Raw genomic sequence first — 21978 nt, forward strand, 5'->3', positions numbered from 1 at the left:
CCTCTTTTCCGCAACCGCGGGCGAAGACACAAACGTCTGGCAGGATGCCCCGTCGGCGAGACCCGCCACGTGGCCGACAAGGGGATGACAAGGGTGCGAACCACTGCACGCGGCGACGGCCGCCGGCTGGCGGCGCGCCACCGCAACATCGAACTGGGCCTCCTGGCCCTCGCGGTGGCCGTCTGTCTGGCGGGACACATCGACGCCGACCTGGCGCTCACCGGCAGGATGCCGCCCGGGCTGCTGGTGCACGGCCTGTCGCTGGGCGCGCTGGCCGGGGCGGCCCACCTGGCGGTGCGGCGGTTCGCGCCGTACGCCGATCCGCTGATCCTGCCGCTGGGCGTCTTCCTGACCGGCTTCGGGCTGGTGCTGCTGGACCGGCTGGACTTCAGCTACAAGGCCGCGCACGCCGCCAAGGGCGACTACCAGAAGCTCCCGGCGGCACCCTCCCAGCTGATGTGGGTGTTCATCTCGGTGGCGGCGGCGCTCGCGCTGATCGTCTTCGTCAAGCACCACCGCTTCTTCCAGCGCTACGTCTACCTGCTGATGGCGGGTGCGCTGATCCTGCTGGCCGCGCCGGTGCTCTCCCCCGGCGACAGCTTCGGCGCCAAGCGCTGGATCCGGCTGTTCGGGCTCTCCTTCGAGCCGGACGAGTTCGTGAAGGTCGCGATCACGATCTTCTTCGCGGGGTACCTGATGGCCTCCCGGGACGCGCTGGCGCTGGCCGGGCGGAAGGTCTGGGGGCTGACCCTGCCGCGCGGCCGGCACGCCGGCCCGGTGCTGGCGATCTGGGTGGTCAGCCTGCTGGTGCTGATCTTCGAGCGCGACCTGGGCACCTCGCTGATCTTCTTCGGCGTCTTCATCGTCATGCTGTACGTGGCGACCGAGCGCACCAGCTGGGTGGTGCTCGGCCTGCTGATGGCGGTCGGCGGCGCGGCGGTGGTCGGGACGGTGGAGCCCCATGTGCACGGCCGCGTCGAGGCCTGGCTGCACCCGCTCGACTACTACAAGCCGGTGCACGACATGGCGATCTCCGAGCAGCCCGCCGAGGCGCTGTTCAGCCTGGGCACCGGGGGCATGACCGGGACCGGCCTGGGCTCGGGACGGCCCTGGCTGATCGGCTTCGCCGGGCGCAGCGACTTCATCTTCACCACCATCGGCGAGGAGCTGGGCCTGGCCGGGGTGACGGCGATCCTGCTGGTCTACGTGCTGCTGGTCCAGCGCGGCCTGCGCACCGCGATCGGCCTGACCGACCCGTTCGGCAAGCTGCTGGCCACCGGTCTGTCGGCGGCGCTGGCGCTCCAGGTGTTCGTGGTGGTCGGCGGGGTGAGCGGGCTGGTCCCGCTGACCGGCAAGGCGCTGCCGTTCCTGGCCGCCGGCGGTTCGTCGCTGCTGGCGAACTGGCTGATGGTGGCGCTGCTGATCAAGCTGAGCGACTCCTCCGGGCGCACCGCCCTGGACCCGGCCCAGCCCTCCCCCGAGCCGCTCCCGGCCCAGGCCCGCCCGGCCGAACCGTCCGTACGGGCCGAACCGTCCGCGCTCGGCCCGTACGGCACCACCGACCCCGTCGCCCCGCACGACCCGTCAGCCCAGCGCCCGACGGACCCGACCCCGGCGGGACCGCTCTCCTCCACCCCCGGCGCCGCCGACCCCTCCGCCCCGACCGAGCTGCGCCCCGCGTACGGCCACCCGCCGAACCCGTCCGCCCCCTGACCCACCGCCCGACCCACGACGCACCCGCGACGCACCCCACGCCCCAACGCACCAGGGCCTCCCCCGCACCCGCGGGAGAGGCCCTGCCGTCACCGTCCGTCCGCCCCGCCTACCGCTGTTCCCACGGCGGCCGGGGCGGCCTCGGCGGGTACCCCGGCACCTGCTGCCCGGGCGGCACCGGCCCCAGCCCCGGCCCGGACGGCGCCCCCGGCCCCGAACCCGGCCCAGGCCCAGGCCCAGCGCCCGGCCCCGGCTGCCCTGCCCCCGCCCCCGTCCCGCCCGCCTGCGGCGGCCCGGCCGGCCGGTCGCTGTCCGGCGGCGGCGGCCCGGGCCGGTGGTGCGGCCCGCCGCGGGCGGTGAGCCGGCCGCGCACGTTGTCGGCGGCCAGCACGTCGGCCCACCGCTCCGGGTACTCGGAGGGCACGTCCTCGCCCTCGTCCTCGCCCCACTCCTCCTCGACGCCCTCGGCGAGCCCGAGTTCGCGGGCGCGCCGGGCCCGTTCGGCGGCCCGCCGGGCGGCGACCTCGCGGACCACGGCGGCGGCGGCCTCCTCGTGGGCGCGCTCGTTCTCGGCGCGCGCGTCGGCGGTCTCCAGGGTGGGCCAGCGGCGGTCTATCGCGGCGTTCATCGCGGCGCCGATGAGCACCGCGAGCGCCACCACGAAGATCCACAGCAGGACGGCCACCGGCGCCGCCAGCGAGCCGTACACCGAGGGGCCCTCGACCGAGCTGACCAGGTAGACCCGCAGGCCGACGCTGCAGAAGACCAGCACCACCAGGGCGACCAGGGCGCCGGGGATGTCCTCGCGCCACGGGGTCGAGACCGGGACGGCCAGGTGGTAGAGGGTGGTCAGCGAGACGGTCAGCAGCACGATGGCGACCGGCCAGTAGAGCGCGCCGACCAGCCCCGACACCCCCGGCACGGCGTTCTCCAGCAGTCCCGGACCGACCATCAGCAGCGGCAGCACCAGCGAGCCGATCACCAGGGCGCCGAAGTAGAGGCTGAGCGACATCAGCCGGGTCTTGACGATGCCCCGCTTGCCGTCGAGCCCGTACATGACGGTGATGGTGTCGATGAAGATGTAGAGGGCCCTGGAGCCGGACCACAGGGACAGCAGGAAGCCGATCGAGACGAGGTCGGGCCGGGTGCGGTCGAACACCCCGTCCAGCAGCGGGACCACGACCTCGTTGACGGAGGAGTCCGACAGCACCGTCCCGGAGGCCGAGAGGATGCTCTTCTTGAGCCCGGCGATGGTGCCCGCGCCGACGAACTCGTCGAGGTAGCCGAGGGTGCCGGCCAGCCCGAGCAGCAGCGGCGGGATCGACAGCAGGGTGAAGAAGGCCGCCTCCGCGGCGAGCCCGGTGACCCGGTACTCGACGCAGGTGTTGGTGGTGTCCCTGATCAGTTCCCACGCCGTGCGGCGCCAGGTGGCCTGTTTGGCCGCGCGCCGGGAGCCCTTGCCCCGCCGCCGGGAGGGCCGCTCGGCGTTCGCTCTGCTCGTATCGCCTGCTGCTTGCACAGGGCCAACCGTATCGGGCCGGGGCCCGGCGGTTGATCTCCCCGGGGGTACGGGCGCGTGGCCGGGCGGGGTGGGGGCGCGTCGCCGGACGCGTCGCCGGACGTCCGGGCGGGGAGCGGCGGGAACATCCGGATGTCCCACATGACGAAACCTCAGAGTCCAGTATCTGGATGTTAGTGGACCGCGAGTCCCGCGCCGTGCGAATCTCTTGCCATGCCTAGCGCCGGAACCACCCTAGTAGGTCGACTCCACGTCGATCTCCTTCGCGTGTCCAGCGCCATCTGTCCGGTGACCTGAGCCCCCCGTCTCCGCCGCACCACCGCACCCGGCGCCGACCTTCCCGCCATCCCCGCCGCAGCGGATGCGCAGGCGCCCGCCCGGTCCCGGCCACCGCCCTCAAGACCTTGAAATCCGCAGGTCAGAGCGGTACCGCACGGCCGGACACGCCCCGCGACCCATTCGGCAGCAGCGCCATCCGCCCAGAAGGACTTCACCATGGCCACCTCCCCCGAGACCGTCGAGCCCACGGCCGACCGCGCCGCCGAGCGGCGCCCCGCAGCGGCCCGCAAGGTGACCCGCCACCGCGGCGAGGGCCAGTGGGGCATGGGCCACTACACCCCGCTGAACGCCAACGAGCAGTTCAAGAAGGACGACGACGGTCTCAATGTGCGGACACGTATTGAGACGATCTACGCGCACCGGGGCTTCGACTCCATCGACCCCGCCGACCTGCGCGGCCGGATGCGCTGGTGGGGGCTCTACACCCAGCGCAAGGAGGGCATCGACGGCGGCAAGACCGCGATCCTGGACCCGCACGAGCTGGACGCCGAGTTCTTCATGCTCCGGGTCCGCATCGACGGCGGCCGGCTGACCGTCCCCCAGCTGCGGGCGGTCGCCGAGGTCTCCGAGCAGTACGCGCGCGGCACCGCCGACCTGACCGACCGCCAGAACATCCAGTACCACTGGATCCGGATCGAGGACGTCCCGGCGATCTGGCAGAAGCTGGAGGCCGTCGGCCTGTCCACCACCGAGGCCTGCGGCGACACCCCCCGCGTCATCCTCGGCTCCCCGGTGGCCGGCATCGCCGAGGACGAGATCATCGACGGCACGCCCGCCATCGAGGAGATCCAGCGCCGCTTCATCGGCAACCCGGACTTCTCCAACCTGCCGCGCAAGTTCAAGAGCGCGGTCTCCGGCTCCCCGCTGCTGGACGTCGCGCACGAGATCAACGACGTCTCCTTCGTCGGCGTGGTCCACCCCGAGCACGGGCCCGGCTTCGACCTGTGGGTCGGCGGCGGCCTGTCCACCAACCCCAAGCTGGGCGTGCGGCTGGGCGCGTGGGTCCCGCTGGACGAGGTCGCGGACGTCTACGGCGGCGTCATCGGCATCTTCCGCGACTACGGCTACCGGCGCCTGCGCAACCGCGCCCGGCTGAAGTTCCTGGTCGCCGACTGGGGCGTGGAGAAGTTCCGCCGGGTCCTGGAGGAGGAGTACCTCGAGCGCCCGCTGCTCGACGGCCCTGCCCCGGCCGAGCCTGCCGCCCGCTGGCGCGACCACGTCGGCGTCCACCGGCAGAAGGACGGCCGCTACTACATCGGCTTCGCCCCGCGCGTCGGCCGGGTCGACGGCAAGCTGCTCGGCCGGATCGCCGACCTCGCCGCCGCCCACGGCAGCGACCGGGTGCGCACCACCGCCGAGCAGAAGATGATCGTCCTCGACATCGCCGAGGAGCACGTCGACTCCGTGGTGGCCGGCCTGGAGGCGCTCGACCTGCGGGTCACCCCCTCGCCGTTCCGCCGCGGCACCATGGCCTGCACCGGCATCGAGTACTGCAAGCTCGCCATCGTCGAGACCAAGGAGCGCGGCCGCACGCTCATCGACGAGCTGGAGCAGCGCCTGCCGGAGTTCGCCGAGCCGCTGACCATCAACATCAACGGCTGCCCGAACGCCTGCGCCCGCATCCAGGTCGCCGACATCGGCCTCAAGGGCCAGCTGGTCACCGACGAGCACGGCGAGCAGGTCGAGGGCTACCAGGTCCACCTCGGCGGCGCGCTCGGCCTGGAGGCCGGCTTCGGCCGCAAGGTCCGCGGCCTCAAGGTCACCAGCGCGGGCCTGCCCGACTACGTCGAGCGCGTGCTGACCCGCTACCAGGCCGACCGCACCGAGGGCGAGCGCTTCGCCCAGTGGGCGGCCCGGGCGACCGAGGAGCAGCTGTCGTGAGTGAGCGATGGGGGCACCCCCGGCCGGAGGCTGGGGGAGAGCGAACCAAAAAGGCAGGGCGTTGTTCGCGAAGCGAACGCCGAGCGCGGCGAGGTGGGCAATGAGTGAGCGCGCTGCCCCTTTCTTCTGCCCCTATTGCGGGGACGAGGACCTGCGCCCCTCCGAGGCCGGGCACGGCGCCTGGGAGTGCCACGGGTGCCGCCGCGCCTTCCAGCTGAAGTTCCTCGGCCTGCTGTCACCGACCAACCACGGGGGTACGTCACATGAGCAGCACCGCGACTGACCACGAGGCGATAGCCGTCCGGGCCGGCCGCGAGCTGGAGGAGGCCACCGCGCAGGAGGTCCTGCGGTGGGCCGCGGACACCTTCGGCGCGCGGTTCTGCGTCACCTCCTCGATGGAGGACGCGGTGGTGGCCCACCTGGCGTCCTCGGTGTTCCCGGGGGTGGACGTGGTGTTCCTGGACACCGGCTACCACTTCCCGGAGACCCTCGGGACGCGCGACGCGGTGGCCGCGACCATGCCGGTCAACGTCATCACGCTCACCCCGCTGCGGACGGTGGCCGAGCAGGACGCCGAGCACGGGCCGGCCCTGCACGACCGCGACCCGGACCTGTGCTGCTCGCTGCGCAAGGTCGAGCCGCTCAACCGGGGCCTGGCCGGCTACGACGCCTGGGCGACCGGGCTGCGCCGCGACGAGTCGCCGACCCGGGCGAACACCCCCGTGGTGTCCTGGGACCCGAAGCGCCGCAAGGTCAAGATCGCCCCGATCGCCCGCTGGACCCAGGAGGACGTGGACGCCTACGTCGCCGCCCACGGCGTGCTGCTCAACCCGCTGCTGTGGGAGGGCTACACCTCGATCGGCTGCTCCCCGTTGTCCTGCACCCGCAAGCCGGGCGAGGGTGAGGACGCCCGGGCCGGCCGCTGGTCCGGCTCCGGCAAGACCGAGTGCGGCATCCACCTCTGATTCGATCCGTTCTGATCGTCCGTCCATCCTCGTGTAAGGAAAGAACCGTGACAGCTGACACCCTGGCCGCCGACGGAGCCGCAGAGGCGGCCCGCACGGCCGCCCCGTGCGAGCGCGGCGCCACCGTGTGGCTGACCGGGCTGCCGAGCGCGGGCAAGACCACCCTGGCCTTCGCCCTCGCCGAGCGGCTGCGCGCCGAGGGCCACAAGGTCGAGGTCCTGGACGGCGACGAGATCCGCGAGTTCCTCTCCAAGGGCCTCGGCTTCTCCCGCGAGGACCGGCACACCAACGTCACCCGGATCGGCTTCGTCGCCGAGAAGCTGGCGGCCAACGGCGTCAAGGTGCTCGCCCCGGTGATCGCCCCGTTCGCGGACTCCCGCGCCGCGGTGCGCGAGCGGCACGCGGCGGCCGGCACCGAGTTCCTGGAGATCCACGTCGCCACCCCGGTCGAGCTGTGCGCCGAACGGGACGTCAAGGGCCTGTACGCGAAGCAGGCGGCCGGCGAGATCTCCGGCCTGACCGGCGTGGACGACCCGTACGAGGCCCCGGAGCGGCCGGAGCTGCGCCTCCAGACCCAGGGCCGCGCGGTCGCCGAGTCCGCCGCCGAGCTGCACGCCTTCCTGACCGAGAGGGGTCTGGCATGACCACCGAGACCGACAGCCCGGTCCGCACCGCCGGCGACCCCAACCAGAATTCAGGGGGGCCCTTCGCGCTGTCCCACCTGGACGCGCTGGAGGCCGAGTCGGTGCACATCTTCCGCGAGGTCGCGGGGGAGTTCGAACGCCCGGTGATCCTGTTCTCCGGCGGCAAGGACTCCATCGTCATGCTGCACCTGGCGCTCAAGGCCTTCGCGCCCGCCGCCGTCCCCTTCTCGCTGCTGCACGTCGACACCGGGCACAACTTCCCCGAGGTCATCGACTACCGCGACCGCGTCGCCGCGCGGCACGGCCTGCGCCTGCACGTCGCCCACGTCCAGGACTTCATCGACCGCGGCGTCCTGCGCGAGCGCCCCGACGGCACCCGCAACCCGCTGCAGACCGTGCCGCTGCTGGACGCCATCGAGACGAACCGCTTCGACGCGGTGTTCGGCGGCGGGCGCCGCGACGAGGAGAAGGCCCGCGCCAAGGAGCGCGTCTTCTCGCTGCGCGACGAGTTCGGCGCCTGGGACCCGCGCCGCCAGCGCCCCGAGCTGTGGTCGCTCTACAACGGCCGCCACGCGGTGGGCGAGCACGTGCGGGTCTTCCCGCTGTCCAACTGGACCGAGCTCGACGTGTGGCAGTACATCGAGCGCGAGGGCATCGAACTGCCGGAGATCTACTACGCCCACGAGCGGGACGTCTTCGCCCGCAGCGGCATGTGGCTGACCGCCGGCGACTGGGGCGGCCCCAAGGAGCACGAGCCGGTCCAGCGGCGGCTGATCCGCTACCGCACCGTCGGCGACATGTCCTGCACCGGCGCCGTCGACTCCGACGCCACCACCATCGAGGCCGTCATCGCCGAGATCGCCGCCTCGCGCCTCACCGAGCGCGGTGCGACGCGGGCCGACGACAAGCTCTCCGAGGCCGCGATGGAAGACCGCAAGCGCGAGGGATACTTCTAATGAGCACCGCCACCAACGCCACCTCGCTGCTGCGCTTCGCCACCGCCGGCTCCGTCGACGACGGCAAGTCCACCCTCGTCGGCCGGCTGCTGCACGACTCCAAGTCGGTGCTCGCCGACCAGCTGGAGGCCGTCGAGCACGCCTCCCGCAGCCGCGGCCAGGAGGCGCCCGACCTCGCCCTGCTCACCGACGGCCTGCGGGCCGAGCGCGAACAGGGCATCACCATCGACGTGGCCTACCGCTACTTCGCCACGCCCCGCCGGCGGTTCATCCTCGCCGACACCCCCGGGCACGTGCAGTACACCCGCAACATGGTCACCGGCGCCTCCACGGCCGAACTCGCCGTCGTCCTCGTCGACGCCCGCAACGGCGTCGTCGAGCAGACCCGCCGGCACGCCGCCGTCGCCGCCCTGCTGCGCGTGCCGCACGTCGTCCTCGCCGTCAACAAGATGGACCTGGTCGACTACGCCGAGCCCGTGTTCGCCGCCATCGCCGCCGAGTTCACCGCCTACGCCGCCTCGCTCGGCGTCAAGGACGTGCTGGCCGTCCCGATCTCCGCCCTCGCCGGGGACAACGTCGTCGAGCCGTCCGCGCACATGGACTGGTACGGCGGCCCGACCCTGCTGGAGCACCTGGAGACGGTGCCGGTCGGCAGCGACCCGGGCGCCGAGCCGGCCCGCTTCCCGGTCCAGTACGTCATCCGCCCGCAGACCGAGGAGCACCCCGACTACCGCGGCTACGCGGGCCAGTTGGCGTCCGGCGTGCTGCGCGTCGGCGACACCGTCACGGTCCTGCCGTCCGGCCACACCACCACCGTCGCCGGGATCGACGCCCTCGGCCGCCAGGCCGACGCCGCCTGGGCCCCGCAGTCGGTGACCGTCCGCCTCGCCGACGACCTGGACGTCTCCCGCGGCGACCTCATCGCCGCCGGGCCCGTGCCCGTCCCCACCAAGGACATCGAGGCCACCGTCAGCCACCTCAGCGAACGGCCGCTGCGCGCCGGCGACAAGGTCCTCCTCAAGCACACCACCCGCACCGTGCGGGCGCTGGTCAAGGACGTCGCCTACCGGATCGACATCGACACTTTGGAACAGCGCCCCGCCCCCGACGGGCTGAACGTCAACGACATCGGCCGGGTCGTCCTGCGCACCGCCGAGCCGCTGGCCCTGGACGGCTACTCCGACAACCGCCGCACCGGGTCGTTCCTGCTCATCGACCCGGCCGACGGCACCACCCTCACCGCCGGCATGGCGGGCGAGGCCTTCGCCACCGTACCCACCACCGGCACACCCGACGAGGAGGACTGGGTCTGATGCCCAGCGAGGCGTTCTCGGGCATGGACAAGGAAGGCGGCCGCATCGGCAGCGGCGTCCTCGGCAGCGGCCAGGGCGGCCTGACCCGATGTGCGGGCCGACGGGGCTGAGAACGCCCTGTCACCGGGCTGTCTTCCCCCACAGCCGCCCGGCTTGCCCCCGGCACACCGCTGCCGCGCGCACCACCTTCCAATCGTCCGTCCGAGACCGCCTCCTGACGGTCCGTCCGCGAACAGGACTCTCGCCATGGCACCGAACCCGGCCCTCCCGCATACCCGCACCCGCCCCGACGCCGGGCGGATCAGACGCTCCGCGGCCGCCGCCGCGGCCGGCCTGACCGTGGCGGCCCTGCTGTCGTCCTGCAGCTACGGCTCCAAGGCGGACGACAAGTCCTCCGACGCCAAGGCCAACACCGCTGCCACCGCCGGGAGTTCCGGCGCGAAGCTGTCCGCGGACACGGTGAAGATCGGCTACTTCGCCAACCTCACCCACGGCACCCCGCTGGTCGGCCTCCAGGAGGGCTTCTTCCAGAAGGAGCTCGGCGCCACCCAGGTCAAGACCCAGGTCTTCAACGCCGGCCCGGCCGAGATCGAGGCGCTGAACGCCGGCTCCATCGACATCGGCTGGATCGGCCCCTCCCCCGCGATCAACGGCTACACCAAGTCCGACGGCAAGTCCCTGAAGATCATCGGCGGTTCGGCCTCCGGCGGCGTCAAGCTGGTCGCCAACCCGGAGAAGATCGCCACCCTGGACGACCTCAAGGGCAAGAAGATCGCCACCCCGCAGCTCGGCAACACCCAGGACGTCGCCCTGCTCAACTACCTGGCGGGCAAGGGCTACAAGGTCGACGCGGCCACCGGCGCCGGCGACGTCTCGGTCGTGCGCACCGACAACAAGGTCACCCCCGACGCGTACAAGTCCGGCTCCATCGACGCCGCCTGGGTGCCCGAGCCCACCGCCTCCAAGCTGGTCACGCTCGGCGCGAAGGTCCTGCTCAACGAGAAGGACGTCTGGCCCGACAAGAAGTTCGTGATCACCAACATCATCGTCTCGCAGAAGTTCCTCACGGAGCACCCGGACGTGGTGGAGGCCGTGCTGCGCGGCTCGGTGAAGACCAACGCCTTCATCAAGGACAACTCCGACAAGGCCAAGGCCGACGCCAACGAGGCGATCAAGAAGGAGGCCGGCAACTCCCTGGAGCCCGCCATCCTCGACCCGGCCTGGGCCGACATCGACTTCCTGGACGACCCGCTGGCGAACACCCTCCAGGCCGAGGCCGACCACGCCGTCACCGCCGGGCTCCTCAAGAAGCCCAACCTGAACGGCATCTACGACCTCACCCTGCTGAACAAGGTCCTCGCCGCGGAGGGCCGGCCCGCCGTCGCGGACGCCGGACTCGGCGCCAAGTAGCGCCCGCAGCAAGGCCGTTCGCAACGACTCCGCGGTCCGGCCCCCGCCCGCCCGGTCGATCCCCGATCGATGCCCACCGGGACGGGCGGGGCCCGGGCCACGGCCCCGACCTCGCCAGACCACTCATCCAGGAGGTGCCCGGATGACCCCGGCACTGACCACCTCGGCGGACGCCCCCGGCGCCGACGCCCACGGCGGTGCGCCCGCCGTCCGGATCTCGCACGTGCATAAGTCCTTCGGCCGCCCCGGCGCCCAGACCCACGTCCTGGACGACATCACCCTCGACGTCGCCCCCGGCGAGTTCGTCACCCTGCTCGGCGCCTCCGGCTGCGGCAAGTCCACCCTGCTCAACCTCGTCGCCGGCCTCGACCGGCCCACCGCCGGCGGCATCGAGGTGCCCGGCGGCCGCCCCGCGCTGATGTTCCAGGAGCACGCGCTCTTCCCCTGGCTCACCGCCGGCAGGAACATCGAACTCGCCCTCAAGCTGGCCGGCGTCGCCCGCCCCGAGCGCCGCGCCGAAGCCGAGCGGCTGCTCGAACTCGTCCGCCTGGACGGCGCGTACGGCAAGCGCGTCCACGAGCTGTCCGGCGGCATGCGCCAGCGCGTCGCCATGGCCCGCGCCCTCGCCCAGGGCAGCAAGGTCCTGCTCATGGACGAGCCCTTCGCCGCCCTCGACGCCATCACCCGCGACGTCCTCCACGACGAGATCACCCGGATCTGGGCCGAACGGCAGCTGACCGTCCTGTTCGTCACCCACAACGTCCGCGAGGCCGTCCGCCTCGCCCAGCGGGTCGTGCTGCTCTCCTCCCGCCCCGGCCGGGTCGCCCGCGAATGGCACATCGACCTGCCCCAGCCGCGCCGCATCGAGTCCGCCGGCGTCGCCGACCTGTCCATCGAGATCACCGAAGAACTGCGTGGGGAGATCCGTCGCCATGGCCAGCACTGACACCACCCCCGTCCTGGACAAGAACGACAGGAACGACAAGCACGACCGGAACGACGGGACCGCCGACACCGCGGGCGTCGGCGCCGGCCTGGACGCCCTCGACGCCGTCACCGCACAGCGCGGCTCCCTCGGCGAGGCCCTGCGCAGCAAGGCCCTGCCGCCGCTCATCGGCGTGCTCGTCGTGCTCGCGCTCTGGCAGGGCGCGTACAGCCTGGAGCTCACCTCCTCCTACAAGCTGCCCAGCCCCGCCGACGTGTGGCGCTCCGCCCAGGACCTCTGGTACCAGGGCACGCTGTTCTCGATCATCTGGACCAGCGTCTGGCGCGGCCTGTCCGGCTTCCTCCTCGCCGTGGTGATCGGCACCCCGATCGGCCTCGTCGTCGCCCGCATCAGACCGGTGCGCACCGCCATCGGGCCCGTCCTGCAGGGCCTGCAGTCGCTGCCCTCGGTCGCCTGGGTGCCCGCCGCCGTCATCTGGCTCGGCATCAACGACTCGATGATGTACGCCGTCATCCTGCTCGGCGCCGTCCCCTCCATCGCCAACGGCCTGGTCGCCGGCATCGACCAGGTCCCCCCGCTGTTCCTGCGGGCCGGACGCACCCTCGGCGCCACCGGCCTCACCGGCGCCCGGCACGTCCTCATCCCCGCCGCCCTCCCCGGCTACCTCGCCGGCCTCAAGCAGGGCTGGGCCTTCTCCTGGCGCTCCCTGATGGCCGCCGAACTCGTCGCCTCCTCCCCCGACCTGGGCCGCGGCCTCGGCCGCTTCCTGGAGGACCAGCGCGAGTTCTCCGACATGTCCGGCGTCCTGCTCGGCATCATCCTCATCCTCTTCGTCGGCATCGCCATCGAGCTCCTCGTCTTCACCCCCGTCGAACGCCGGGTGCTGCGCAACCGCGGCCTGCTGGCCACCGGCAAGTGAGGCAGCGCTGATGCCCGCCCTCCTCCTGATCGCCCACGGCAGCCGCGACCCGCGCCACGCCGCGACGGTGGCCGCGCTCGTGGAGGAGGTGCGGGCCCAGCGGCCCGGCACCGAGGTCGCCACCGCCTACCTGGACCACTGCGCGCCGCGGATCCCCCAGGTGGTCGGACGGCTCGCGGACGCGGTGGCGGTGCCGCTGCTGCTCAACCGGGCCTTCCACGCCAAGCACGACATCCCGGCCGCCCTGCGCGCCGCCGGCTCCCGGCTGCCGGTCGCCGACGTGCTCGGCCCCTCCCCCCTGCTGCTCGCCGCCCTGGACCGCCGCCTCGCCGAGGCCGGCCTCGCGGTCGGCTCACCCGCCGCCCGGGCCCGTACCGGCGTCGTCCTGGCCGCCGCCGGCTCCTCCGACCCGGCCGCCGACGCCGCGACCCGCGCGGTCGCCGCCGAGTGGCGCCGCACCCGCGGCTGGGCCGCCGTCGAGGTCGCCTACGCCTCCGCTACCGGCCCCCGCGTCCCCGACGCCCTCGCCGCCCTGCGCACCGCCGGCGCCGCACACACCGCCGTCGCCCCCTACCTGCTCGCCCCCGGCCTCCTCCCCGACCGCATCGCGGCCGCCGCCGAGGACGCGGACCTCGTGGCCGACGTCCTCGGCCCGTCCCCCGAGCTGGCGACCCTCCTCCTCCACCGCTACGACCAGGCCCGCCACGCCGCGGACACCACCCCGGCCCTCACCGCCTGACCCTCACGACGCCCGACGGTGCTGGTACTCCGCCACCGCCGCGGTGATCACACCGAGCGGCAGCCGCACCGAAGACGGTCCGCCGCCCCCGGTGTGGTGCGGGGGCGGCGGACCGCGGTGAAGGGGGCTCGGGCGTCAGGCCGGGAGGTTCCACTTCTGGTTGGCGGCGCCGTTGCAGTCCCAGATGCCGAGCTGGTTGCCGTTGTCGGTGGAGAAGCCGAGGTCGTCCAGGCAGCGGCCGGACTGCGGGTTGAGGAGCGAGCCGTCGGGGCGGGCCTGCCACTGCTGGGCGCCGCTGCCGTTGCAGTCGTAGATCTGGACCTTGGTGCCGTTGCCGGTGTTGCCGCCGGAGACGTCCATGCACTTGCCGAGGGCGCGGATCGTGCCGTCGACGCCGATCCGCCACTTCTGCGCGACGGAGCCGTTGCAGTCGTAGATCTGGACGGCGGTGCCGTTGCCGACGTTGGCGCCCTTCACGTCGACGCACTTGCTCGCGTAGCCGGAGATCTGGCCGGTCGGGCCGGCCGGCGGGACGGCGCCGAGGACGACGCGCGGGAACTGGACGCTGTCGCCGATGCCGCAGGACGCGGACATGGTGCCGTCGCCGATCGCGATGCCGCCGATGGCGGGGCGGGAGAACTGCACGGTGTGGTTGGAGTTCCAGTAGAGGCAGTTGGCGGTCACGGTCCAGGTCTGCATCGGGTCGAGGCCGGTACAGCTGCCGACGGCGTTCCAGGCGGAGGCCCACGCGCCGCAGGCCGGCGCGGCCTGGGCGGAGGTGGCCGGGGCGGCCAGGGCGGCGGCCCCGGCGAGCAGGGCGGTGGTCAGCAGGGCGGAGGTTCGGCGCATGGGACGGTCGTCCTTCCGAGTGGGGGGTCACGTGGACTCACCATCCGCGCCTTCGTGGTGACGGGGCGTCGGATGTGTGGGCCGCGTCAGAGACTCGGGGGTGCGCGGTCGGCCGTCAACCGGCAGGGCACCGGCAGCTGCCGGGTGCGCCGGGGCTGAGCTGGGCGGTCGGTCCGGGCGGCAGTTTCGCCGGGGGCACGGCACGGCGCCGGTCCGGGAAAGCCGGAGGCCCCGCACGCCCCCTGCTGCGAGGGGGTGTGCGGGGCCCGTACGGCGTGGCCGGGACGGCCGTCAGTCGGCCTTGCGGCGCTGGCGGCCGGTGCCGTAGTTGGAGCCGGACTTGGTGCCGCTGCCGGGCTTGGCGCGGCCCGAGGAGCGGCCGATGAAGCCGGCCGCCTGCGGGCGCTCGCCCTGGGCGGCGCCGCCGATGCGCTGCTTGGGGCGGGGGCGGCGCGGGTTGCCGTTCATGTCGACGTCGGCGGGCAGCGCGGAGCGCTTGCCGGGCCGGCGGCGGGGGGTGCCGGACTTGGCCCCGGCGGGCTTGTCGGCGCCGCCCTTGGCCCCGGCGGCCTGGTCGGCGGTGACCGGTACGGCCAGCGTCACGGCCACGCCGCTGGGGATGCGGGCGCCGGTGATCCGGGTGAGGTCGGCGTCGCCCGGGCGGATCTTGGTGACGGTCGGGCGGATGCCGGCCGTCGTCATCAGCCGGTTGACCTCGCGGCGCTGCTCGGGCAGCACCAGGGTGACGACCGTCCCGGACTCGCCGGCCCGGGCGGTGCGGCCGCCGCGGTGCAGGTAGTCCTTGTGGTCGACCGGCGGGTCGACGTTGACGACCAGGTCCAGGCCGTCGATGTGGATGCCGCGGGCGGCGACGTTGGTCGCGATGAGCGCGGTGACGTGGCCGTCCCGGAACTGGTCCAGGACCCGGTTGCGCTGCGGCTGGGACTTGCCGCCGTGCAGCGCGGCGGCCTTCACGCCGTTGGCGAGCAGCTGCTTGGCGAGCCGGTCGGCGCCGTGCTTGGTGTGCACGAACATGATCACGCGGCCGTCGCGGGAGGCGATGTGCGCGGTGGCGGAGGCCTTGTCGGCCTGCTCCAGCTGGAGGACGTGGTGGTCCATGGTGGTGACCGCGCCGGCCGAGGGGTCGACCGAGTGGGTCACCGGGTCGGTCAGGAAGCGCTTGACCAGCCGGTCGACGTTGCGGTCCAGGGTGGCGGAGAACAGCATCCGCTGCCCGCCCTCGGCGACCTGCTCCAGCAGCTTGCTGACCTGCGGCAGGAAGCCCATGTCGGCCATCTGGTCGGCCTCGTCGAGGACGGTGATCGCGACGTCGGAGAGGTTGACGTCGCCGCGCCCGATCAGGTCGTCCAGCCGGCCCGGGGTGGCCACCAGGACCTCGGTGCCGCGGCGCACCGCGTTGGCCTGCTTGTTGATCGACATGCCGCCGACGACGGTGGTGATCCGCAGGTTGACGGCGGTCGCGTACGGGGTGAGCGCCTCGGTGACCTGCTGGGCCAGCTCGCGGGTGGGCACCAGGACGAGCGCCAGCGGGTACCGGGCGTCGGCGCGGCGCCCGGCGGTGCGGGCGAGCAGCGGGAGGCCGAAGGCCAGGGTCTTGCCGGAGCCGGTGCGGCCGCGGCCGAGGACGTCGCGCCCGGCGATCGAGTCGGGCAGCGTGGCGGCCTGGATCGGGAAGGGCTCGGTGACGCCCTGGCGGCCGAGCGCGGAGAGGATCGCCTTGGGCATCTCCAGCTCGGCGAAGGACGCCGCCGGGGGCCGGGCCGGGGTGCCCTGGACCACGGTGAAGTCGGTGGCCTCGGGGGCGGCGGCGGGGCGGGCCTGCTTGGGGGCGCCGCTACGGCCGCGCGGCTTGCGCGGGCGGTCGCCGCCGGCGGTGCGGCGGGCCTGGTCGGTGGTGCGGGGGCCGCGGTCGCGCGGCGAGCGGGCAGGGGTGGTCACGGATTCTCCGTCCGTCGGTCTACAGCCCGGGCTGCGGGCTGGAGTCGGCCGTCGGATGCATGGAGTGCGCCGCCCCGGCCGTACGGCGGCATGAGCGGGGGCCCGCACCGTGCGGTGCGGGCCCCCGCTTCGCGATGATCGCGAGTCAGCGTGGAGGCTGACGTCAGCCGATGATCTGGATGTTCTCGGCCTGCGGGCCCTTCTGGCCCTGGGTGACGTCGAACTCGACCTTCTGGCCCTCGAACAGCTCACGGAAGCCCTGGGCAACGATGTTCGAGTAGTGGGCGAACACGTCGGCGCCGCCACCATCCTGCTCGATGAAGCCGAAGCCCTTCTCGCTGTTGAACCACTTCACGGTGCCGGTAGCCATAACCGTCTCCTCTAAATCCTGGGGGCATCAGGGATCCACACCTCGTGGATCCCCGTGGTAGCCGCGATCCCCATCCGGAGACTGAAACACCGGACAAAACAAATGCGCCTGTCGGTTGGTACCAGCAGGCGCACACCACGTTCATGGGAACCAAAACTGCAACTGCTTCGACTGTAGCACGGTGGCACGGGGGTTGACCGGGGATTTTCCCGCCCAGGAGATCACGTTTGGTGGCCTCGGAAACGGGGCAGCGGCGCCCCGCCGTAGCGGGGCGCCGCCTGTTCGTACCGACCCGGTCAGGGCCGGGTCAGGGCACCGTTCACACCGACCCGGTCGGCTCAGCGCCGGCCGGCCGGCTCCGGCATCCCGTGGGCACCGGCCACCGGGGCCGGGCCCTCGCCGTGACCGTGGCCGTGGCCGTGGCCCGGGGCGTCCGCGTGGCCGGGCCACCAGGCGCGGTGGCCGAGCAGCGCGGTGAGCGCCGGGGTGAAGAACATCGCCATCACGAAGGCCGCGATGAGGATGCCGATGGCGATCGAGAAGCCCATCTCGCTCATCATCGTGTTGCCGGCCAGCAGCATGGTGGCGAAGGTCGCGGCCAGGATGAACCCGGCGGCGGCCACCGTCGGGCCGGCGTGCCGGATCGCCTGGCTCGCCGCCTCGCGGGGGCTGCGGCCCTCCTGGGCCTCCTCGCGCAGTCGGGCGATCATCAGGATGTTGTAGTCGGTGCCGAGCGCGACCACGAACAGGTAGATCAGGATCGGCAGCATGAACATCAGGCCCTGCTCGCCCTTGATGTTCTGGAACAGCAGGGTGGTGGCGCCGAGGGTGGCGCCGAAGCCGAGGCCGACCGAGGCCATCAGGTACCAGGGGGCGACCACGCTGCGCAGCAGCAGTCCGAGGATCACCATGATCAGGACGGCGGCTATCGGGAAGACCAGGCTGTAGTCGTGGGCCATCGCCGTGTTGATGTCCTTGTACACGGAGGTGGTGCCGGCGACGTAGGCCTTGGTGCCGGCGGGCGCGTGGTCGTGGGCGACCTTGCGGACCTCGCCGATGGTGTCGATGGCCTTGTTGCTGGCCGCCTCGTCCTTGAGGACGACGGTGATGTCGGCGGTGAGCCCGTCCTTGCTGACCCCGTGCTCCGGGTCCGGCAGGGCCGCGCTGGAGACGCCGTCCACCTTGCCCAGGTCCGCCACGTAGCCCTTGAGGCCGGCGACGTCGATCTTGTTGCCGTTCTGGCTGGTCAGGTAGATGTGCGCGGGGTCGGCGGCACCGGCCGAGTAGGCCTTGATCATGGTGTCCTGGACGACCATCGACTCCTTGGTCTTCGGCATCGAGCTGCCGGCCATGTCGAAGGTGCCCTGGTAGCCGAGCGCGGCGACCGCGAGGCCGGCCATCACCAGGCCGGAGAGCAGGGCGGCGGCGCCCGGGCGGCGGCCGACGCTGCGGCCCATCGCGGCGAAGCGGGCGTTGGACGGCTCGCGCTGCCAGGCCTTGGAGGGCCAGAACAGGACCTTCTCGGGGATCAGGCAGAGGATCGCGGGTACCAGGGTGACCGAGGCGATCGCCGTGACGGCCACCGCGATGGCCAGCGACGGGCCGAGCGCCTTGAACATGCCGAGGCTGGACAGGACGAGCACGGCGAAGGCGACCACGACGGCACCGGCGGCGGAGGCGATCGCCTCGCCGACCCGGCCGACGGCGTTGGCGACGGCCTGCTTGCGGTCGTCACCGGCCCGCAGCCGCTCGCGGTAGCGGAACATCAGGAACAGGAAGTAGTCGGTACCGACGCCGTAGAGCACGACGGTGAGGATCTGTTCCATCGAGTTGTCGGCCTTGAGCCCGAACAGCTTGCTGGCGTCCGCGATCAGGCCGTTGGCGACCATCGAGTAGATGATCACGGAGAGGATCGGCAGCAGCGCGATGATCGGGCTGCGGAAGATGATCCCGAGCGTGAGCAGGATGATCACGACCGTGCCGAGGCCGATGAGCATGCCGGCCGTCTTGCCGGCGTCCTTCTGGTCCAGGTTCATCGCGGCCGGGCCGCCGACCTGGAACTTCAGGGTGCTGCCGGAGGCGAGCGCGGTGCCCTCGTCGCGGAGCTTCTTCGCGGCGTCGGTGAACTCGTCCGACTGCATCTTGGTCTTGTCGATGGAGACCATCGACATCGCGTACTTGTGGTCCTGGGAGTAGGACGCCGGAGAGACCGGGACGACCAGCTCGACCAGCGGGATCTTCTTGTCGGCCAGCCCCTGGGTGACCTTGGTCATGGTCGCCGCGTCGCCCTCGTCCAGCTTGCCGCCGTCGGTGCGCTCGAAGAGCAGCAGCGCGGAGGGCGAGATGTTGGACGGGAAGGCCTTCTGCTGGAGCTCGGCGGCCTGGATGGACTCGTAGTGCTTGGGCAGGAAGGCGGCCTCGTCGGTGTTCGCCTTCAGCGGCGGGGCGGTCGCGACGATCGCGACCGCGGCGATCAGCCATGCGCCGATCACCCACCAGGGGCGGCGTACGACGAATTGTCCTAGTCGGTGGAACATGCTCGTGTGCCTCCTGGGCATGGTTCACCGCAGCCCTTGGGGGACGGGACGCTGGGCGACGGCAGGACCGGCGCGGGGAGTGCCGACGGCACTCCCTTGCCGGTCGGCAGGTAAGTAGGTTTGGGGCATCATCCTACGAGTACTTGCTTGCCGCCCGGCAAGGAGCCCCCGTGTGCTTCAACCCCCGTCGGGCCGCCCGAAGCGGCCCCGGCCCAGTCTCTCCCGGACGCACCCCTCCTGACCTCGTGCTCCGGGTGGAGTCATCTCCCCCTCAGGGTGGAGGAGCATCCCCTACCCCCCAGGAGGAGATCTCGGGGTCGGAGGGTAGGGAAAACCCCACCCGGGCCCCGAAGGAAGCACCAGGAAACGGCCACCCGCCAGCCGGATTACCCGTCAGGACCGGCTTCCCTACTGTCGATCGGGACGCCGGAGCGCAGCCGGCGCACCCCAGAGCGGCGGTCCCCCGACCCAGGGCCCCCGCCGCTCCCGTCCGGCGACGACCGCCGCTCTCCCAGGGGGGAAACCACCGTGAAGCCCGTGAAGTCCAGACTCGGCCTGGCGGCCGCGATGGGCGCCTGGAGCGCCCGGCACCGCAAGACCGCCGTGTTCGGCTGGCTGCTCTTCGTCGTCCTGGCCGCCGCGCTCGGCTCCGCCCACGGCAGCGTCAGGATCACCGACGCCGAGTCGGTCCCCGGGCAGGTCTCCCGGGCCGCGCGGATCCTCGACGAGGCCGGGCTGAAGAGCCCGGCCGGCGAGACCGTCCTGGTCCAGAGCGCCACCCGCACCGCCGACGACCCGGAGTTCCGCACCGCCGTCGGCCAGGTGGTCGCCGCCGTGAACGGCACCGGCCGGGCCGCCGAGGTCCGCTCGCCGTACGACACCAAGGCGGTCTCCGCCGACGGCCACTCCGCGCTCGTGACGCTGACCCTCAAGGGCGACCGCACCGAGGCCGCCGACCAGGTCCAGCCGGTGCTGGACGCGGTGGCCGGCGTGCAGAGGCAGCACCCGGACCTCACCGTCGTCCAGCTCGGCGACGCCAGCTCCGGCAAGTGGATGCGGGACCAGGTCGGGAACGACTTCGCCCGCGCCGAGTGGACGGCCGTGCCGCTCGCCCTCGGCATCCTGCTGGTCGCCTTCGGCGCGCTGGTCGCCGCCGTGCTGCCGGTGGTGCTCGCGCTCACCGCCTTCGTCGCGGCCGCCGGACTGGTCGCGCTCGGCAGCGGCTTCCTGCACACCAGCGGCGACGCCTCCTCGGTGATGCTGCTGGTCGGCCTCGCCGTCGGCGTCGACTACTGCCTCTTCTACCTGCGCCGCGAACGCGAGGAGCGGGCCGCCGGGCGCGACGCCGCCACCGCGCTGGCCGTGGCCGCCGCCACCAGCGGCCGGGCGGTGCTGGTCTCCGGCGTCACCGTGGTGGTCGCCATGGCCGGGATGTTCCTCACCGGGATCGCCACCTTCAAGGCGATGGCCTTCGCCACCATCCTGGTCGTGATCACCGCCGTGCTCGGCTCGCTCACCGTGCTGCCGGCGCTGCTGTCGATGCTCGGCGACCGGGTCGAGAAGGGCCGGGTGCCGTTCCTCGCCAAGCTGCGCCGCCCGGACGCCGCACGGACCGGCGGACGCTTCTGGAACGCGGTGCTGACCCCGGTGCTGCGCCGCCCGCTGGCCGCCACCCTGCTCGCCGGCGCCTTCCTGCTGGCCCTGGCCGCGCCGCTGCTCACCATGCACACCGCCAAGCTGACCTTCCAGCAGCAGCTGCCCGCGGGCAACGCCCTGGTCGCCGCCTCGCAGAAGATCGAGGCCGCCTTCCCCGGCAGCCCCGCCCCCGCCACCGTCGTGATCAAGGCCGTCGACATCGACTCCCCCGCGATGACCGCCGCGATCGCCGACCTCAAGGCGAAGGCCCTGGCGAGCGGGCGGATGCACGGACCGGTGGAGGTCACGGTGCACGCCGACAGGAACGTCGCCACCGTCGACATCCCGCTCAACGGCACCGGCAACGACGCCACCAGCAACGACGCCCTGAGGGCCCTGCGCGAGGAGCTGGTGCCCGCCACCGTCCTCACGGTGCCCGGCACCGAGGCCCCGGTCACCGGCGACACCGCCGGGTCGTACGACTTCAACCGGAAGATGGGCGACTCGATGCCGCTGGTCTTCGGCTTCGTGGTCGTCCTCGCCTTCCTGCTGATGCTCACCACCTTCCGCTCCCCGGTCGTCGCGGCCACCGCCGTGGTGCTCAACCTGCTCTCGGTCGGCGCCGCGTACGGGGTGCTGACGCTGGTCTTCCAGCACGGCGTGGGCGCCTCGCTGCTGGGCACCGCCGGGGTCGGCGCGGTGGAGTCCTGGGTGCCGCTGTTCCTCTTCGTGATCCTCTTCGGGCTCTCGATGGACTACCACGTGTTCGTGGTCTCCCGGATCAAGGAGGGCCACGACCGCGGCCTGCCGACCCGGGCCGCGATCGCCGACGGCATCCGCTCCACGGCCGGGGTGGTCACCAGCGCCGCGGTGATCATGGTGGCGGTGTTCTCGGTCTTCGGCTCGCTGTCCATGCAGGTGATGAAGCAGATGGGCGTCGGCCTCGCGGTCGCGGTGCTGATCGACGCCACGGTGATCCGCGGGGTGCTGCTGCCCTCGGTGATGACCCTGCTGGGCGACCGCAACTGGTACCTGCCGCGCTGGCTGAACTGGCTGCCGGACCTCTCCCACGGCGAGCCCGTCCCGCCGGCCGGCGCCGACCGGGGCCTGCCCGCCCAGCCGGCCGGGCCGGCGGAGGGGGCCCGCCACCGCCGGGCCGGGGTCTGAGCCTCCCCGGCCTCCCCGACCCGTCCGGGCTGTCCGACCCGTCCGGCTTGTCCCACCCGCCCGACGCGTCCGGTGCCGGGCCCCGCAGCGCGCGGGGCCCGGCGTCCGTGCGTCATG

18 protein-coding genes are annotated in these 21978 nt (G+C 72.8%); 13 read left to right on the forward strand and 5 right to left on the reverse strand.

Features of this window, described 5'->3' with window-relative positions; genetic code table 11:
* The first annotated feature begins 84 nt into the window (after positions 1–84).
* Entirely contained in the window at positions 85–1713 is a 1629-nt protein-coding gene (locus ACFVXH_RS01205; protein WP_387819475.1) for an FtsW/RodA/SpoVE family cell cycle protein, read from the forward strand.
* 109 nt (positions 1714–1822) lie between these two features.
* Here ACFVXH_RS01205 and ACFVXH_RS01210 read toward each other — a convergent pair whose 3' ends face one another.
* Positions 1823–3232 (reverse strand): YihY/virulence factor BrkB family protein, encoded by a 1410-nt coding sequence (locus ACFVXH_RS01210; RefSeq protein WP_387819477.1) that lies wholly within the window; start codon positions 3230–3232, stop codon positions 1823–1825.
* A gap of 213 nt (positions 3233–3445) precedes the next feature.
* On the opposite strand from ACFVXH_RS01210, the gene ACFVXH_RS01215 reads away from it, so the two are divergent.
* The 11 genes from ACFVXH_RS01215 (at position 3446) to ACFVXH_RS01265 (ending at position 13344) form a co-directional block, all read left to right on the forward strand.
* Positions 3446–3529, forward strand: a complete 84-nt coding sequence (locus ACFVXH_RS01215; protein ID WP_310593185.1) for a putative leader peptide — start codon at positions 3446–3448, stop codon at positions 3527–3529.
* Positions 3530–3727: 198 nt separating this feature from the next.
* On the forward strand, positions 3728–5452 hold the full coding sequence (locus ACFVXH_RS01220; protein ID WP_049655045.1) for a nitrite/sulfite reductase: 1725 nt from the start codon (positions 3728–3730) through the stop codon (positions 5450–5452).
* A 100-nt stretch (positions 5453–5552) separates the two neighbouring features.
* Entirely contained in the window at positions 5553–5735 is a 183-nt protein-coding gene (locus ACFVXH_RS01225) for a hypothetical protein (protein ID WP_030060859.1), read from the forward strand.
* Positions 5716–6417: a phosphoadenylyl-sulfate reductase gene (locus ACFVXH_RS01230; protein WP_117487354.1), complete on the forward strand. Its 702-nt coding sequence runs from the start codon at positions 5716–5718 to the stop codon at positions 6415–6417. Before ACFVXH_RS01225 ends, ACFVXH_RS01230 begins: the two co-directional genes overlap by 20 nt.
* Positions 6418–6479: 62 nt before the next feature.
* Entirely contained in the window at positions 6480–7061 is a 582-nt protein-coding gene (cysC, locus tag ACFVXH_RS01235) for an adenylyl-sulfate kinase (protein WP_074001209.1), read from the forward strand.
* Positions 7058–8017, forward strand: a complete 960-nt coding sequence (cysD, locus tag ACFVXH_RS01240) for a sulfate adenylyltransferase subunit CysD (protein ID WP_259316546.1) — start codon at positions 7058–7060, stop codon at positions 8015–8017. Before cysC ends, cysD begins: the two co-directional genes overlap by 4 nt.
* Positions 8017–9330: a sulfate adenylyltransferase subunit 1 gene (locus ACFVXH_RS01245; RefSeq protein WP_074001004.1), complete on the forward strand. Its 1314-nt coding sequence runs from the start codon at positions 8017–8019 to the stop codon at positions 9328–9330. The genes cysD and ACFVXH_RS01245 overlap by 1 nt, the downstream gene beginning before the upstream one ends.
* Positions 9331–9576: 246 nt before the next feature.
* Positions 9577–10740 carry an aliphatic sulfonate ABC transporter substrate-binding protein gene (locus ACFVXH_RS01250; RefSeq protein ID WP_049655034.1) on the forward strand — a complete coding sequence of 388 codons (1164 nt, stop codon included), beginning with the start codon at positions 9577–9579 and terminating at the stop codon, positions 10738–10740.
* Between the two features lie 142 nt (positions 10741–10882).
* Positions 10883–11686: an ABC transporter ATP-binding protein gene (locus ACFVXH_RS01255; RefSeq protein ID WP_049655033.1), complete on the forward strand. Its 804-nt coding sequence runs from the start codon at positions 10883–10885 to the stop codon at positions 11684–11686.
* Positions 11673–12605 (forward strand): ABC transporter permease, encoded by a 933-nt coding sequence (locus tag ACFVXH_RS01260; RefSeq protein WP_387819481.1) that lies wholly within the window; start codon positions 11673–11675, stop codon positions 12603–12605. The genes ACFVXH_RS01255 and ACFVXH_RS01260 overlap by 14 nt, the downstream gene beginning before the upstream one ends.
* 10 nt (positions 12606–12615) lie before the next feature.
* Entirely contained in the window at positions 12616–13344 is a 729-nt protein-coding gene (locus ACFVXH_RS01265) for a sirohydrochlorin chelatase (protein WP_074001001.1), read from the forward strand.
* A 135-nt stretch (positions 13345–13479) separates the two neighbouring features.
* Here the strand turns inward: ACFVXH_RS01265 and ACFVXH_RS01270 are convergent, their stop codons facing one another.
* The 4 genes from ACFVXH_RS01270 to ACFVXH_RS01285 all read right to left on the reverse strand — a co-directional run bounded on the left by ACFVXH_RS01270 (position 13480) and on the right by ACFVXH_RS01285 (position 19059).
* Positions 13480–14193: a ricin-type beta-trefoil lectin domain protein gene (locus ACFVXH_RS01270; protein WP_053112563.1), complete on the reverse strand. Its 714-nt coding sequence runs from the start codon at positions 14191–14193 to the stop codon at positions 13480–13482.
* Between the two features lie 291 nt (positions 14194–14484).
* Positions 14485–16152, reverse strand: a complete 1668-nt coding sequence (locus ACFVXH_RS01275) for a DEAD/DEAH box helicase (protein ID WP_387819484.1) — start codon at positions 16150–16152, stop codon at positions 14485–14487.
* A 163-nt stretch (positions 16153–16315) separates the two neighbouring features.
* Entirely contained in the window at positions 16316–16522 is a 207-nt protein-coding gene (locus ACFVXH_RS01280) for a cold-shock protein (RefSeq protein WP_049657493.1), read from the reverse strand.
* Positions 16523–16860: 338 nt separating this feature from the next.
* On the reverse strand, positions 16861–19059 hold the full coding sequence (locus ACFVXH_RS01285) for an MMPL family transporter (protein WP_049657492.1): 2199 nt from the start codon (positions 19057–19059) through the stop codon (positions 16861–16863).
* A 567-nt stretch (positions 19060–19626) separates the two neighbouring features.
* Here ACFVXH_RS01285 and ACFVXH_RS01290 point away from each other — a divergent pair.
* Positions 19627–21861: an MMPL family transporter gene (locus ACFVXH_RS01290; protein ID WP_387819870.1), complete on the forward strand. Its 2235-nt coding sequence runs from the start codon at positions 19627–19629 to the stop codon at positions 21859–21861.
* Positions 21862–21978: the final 117 nt, after the last annotated feature.

It is taken from the genome of Kitasatospora sp. NPDC058184 (assembly GCF_042883725.1).
Lineage (GTDB): Bacteria > Actinomycetota > Actinomycetes > Streptomycetales > Streptomycetaceae > Kitasatospora.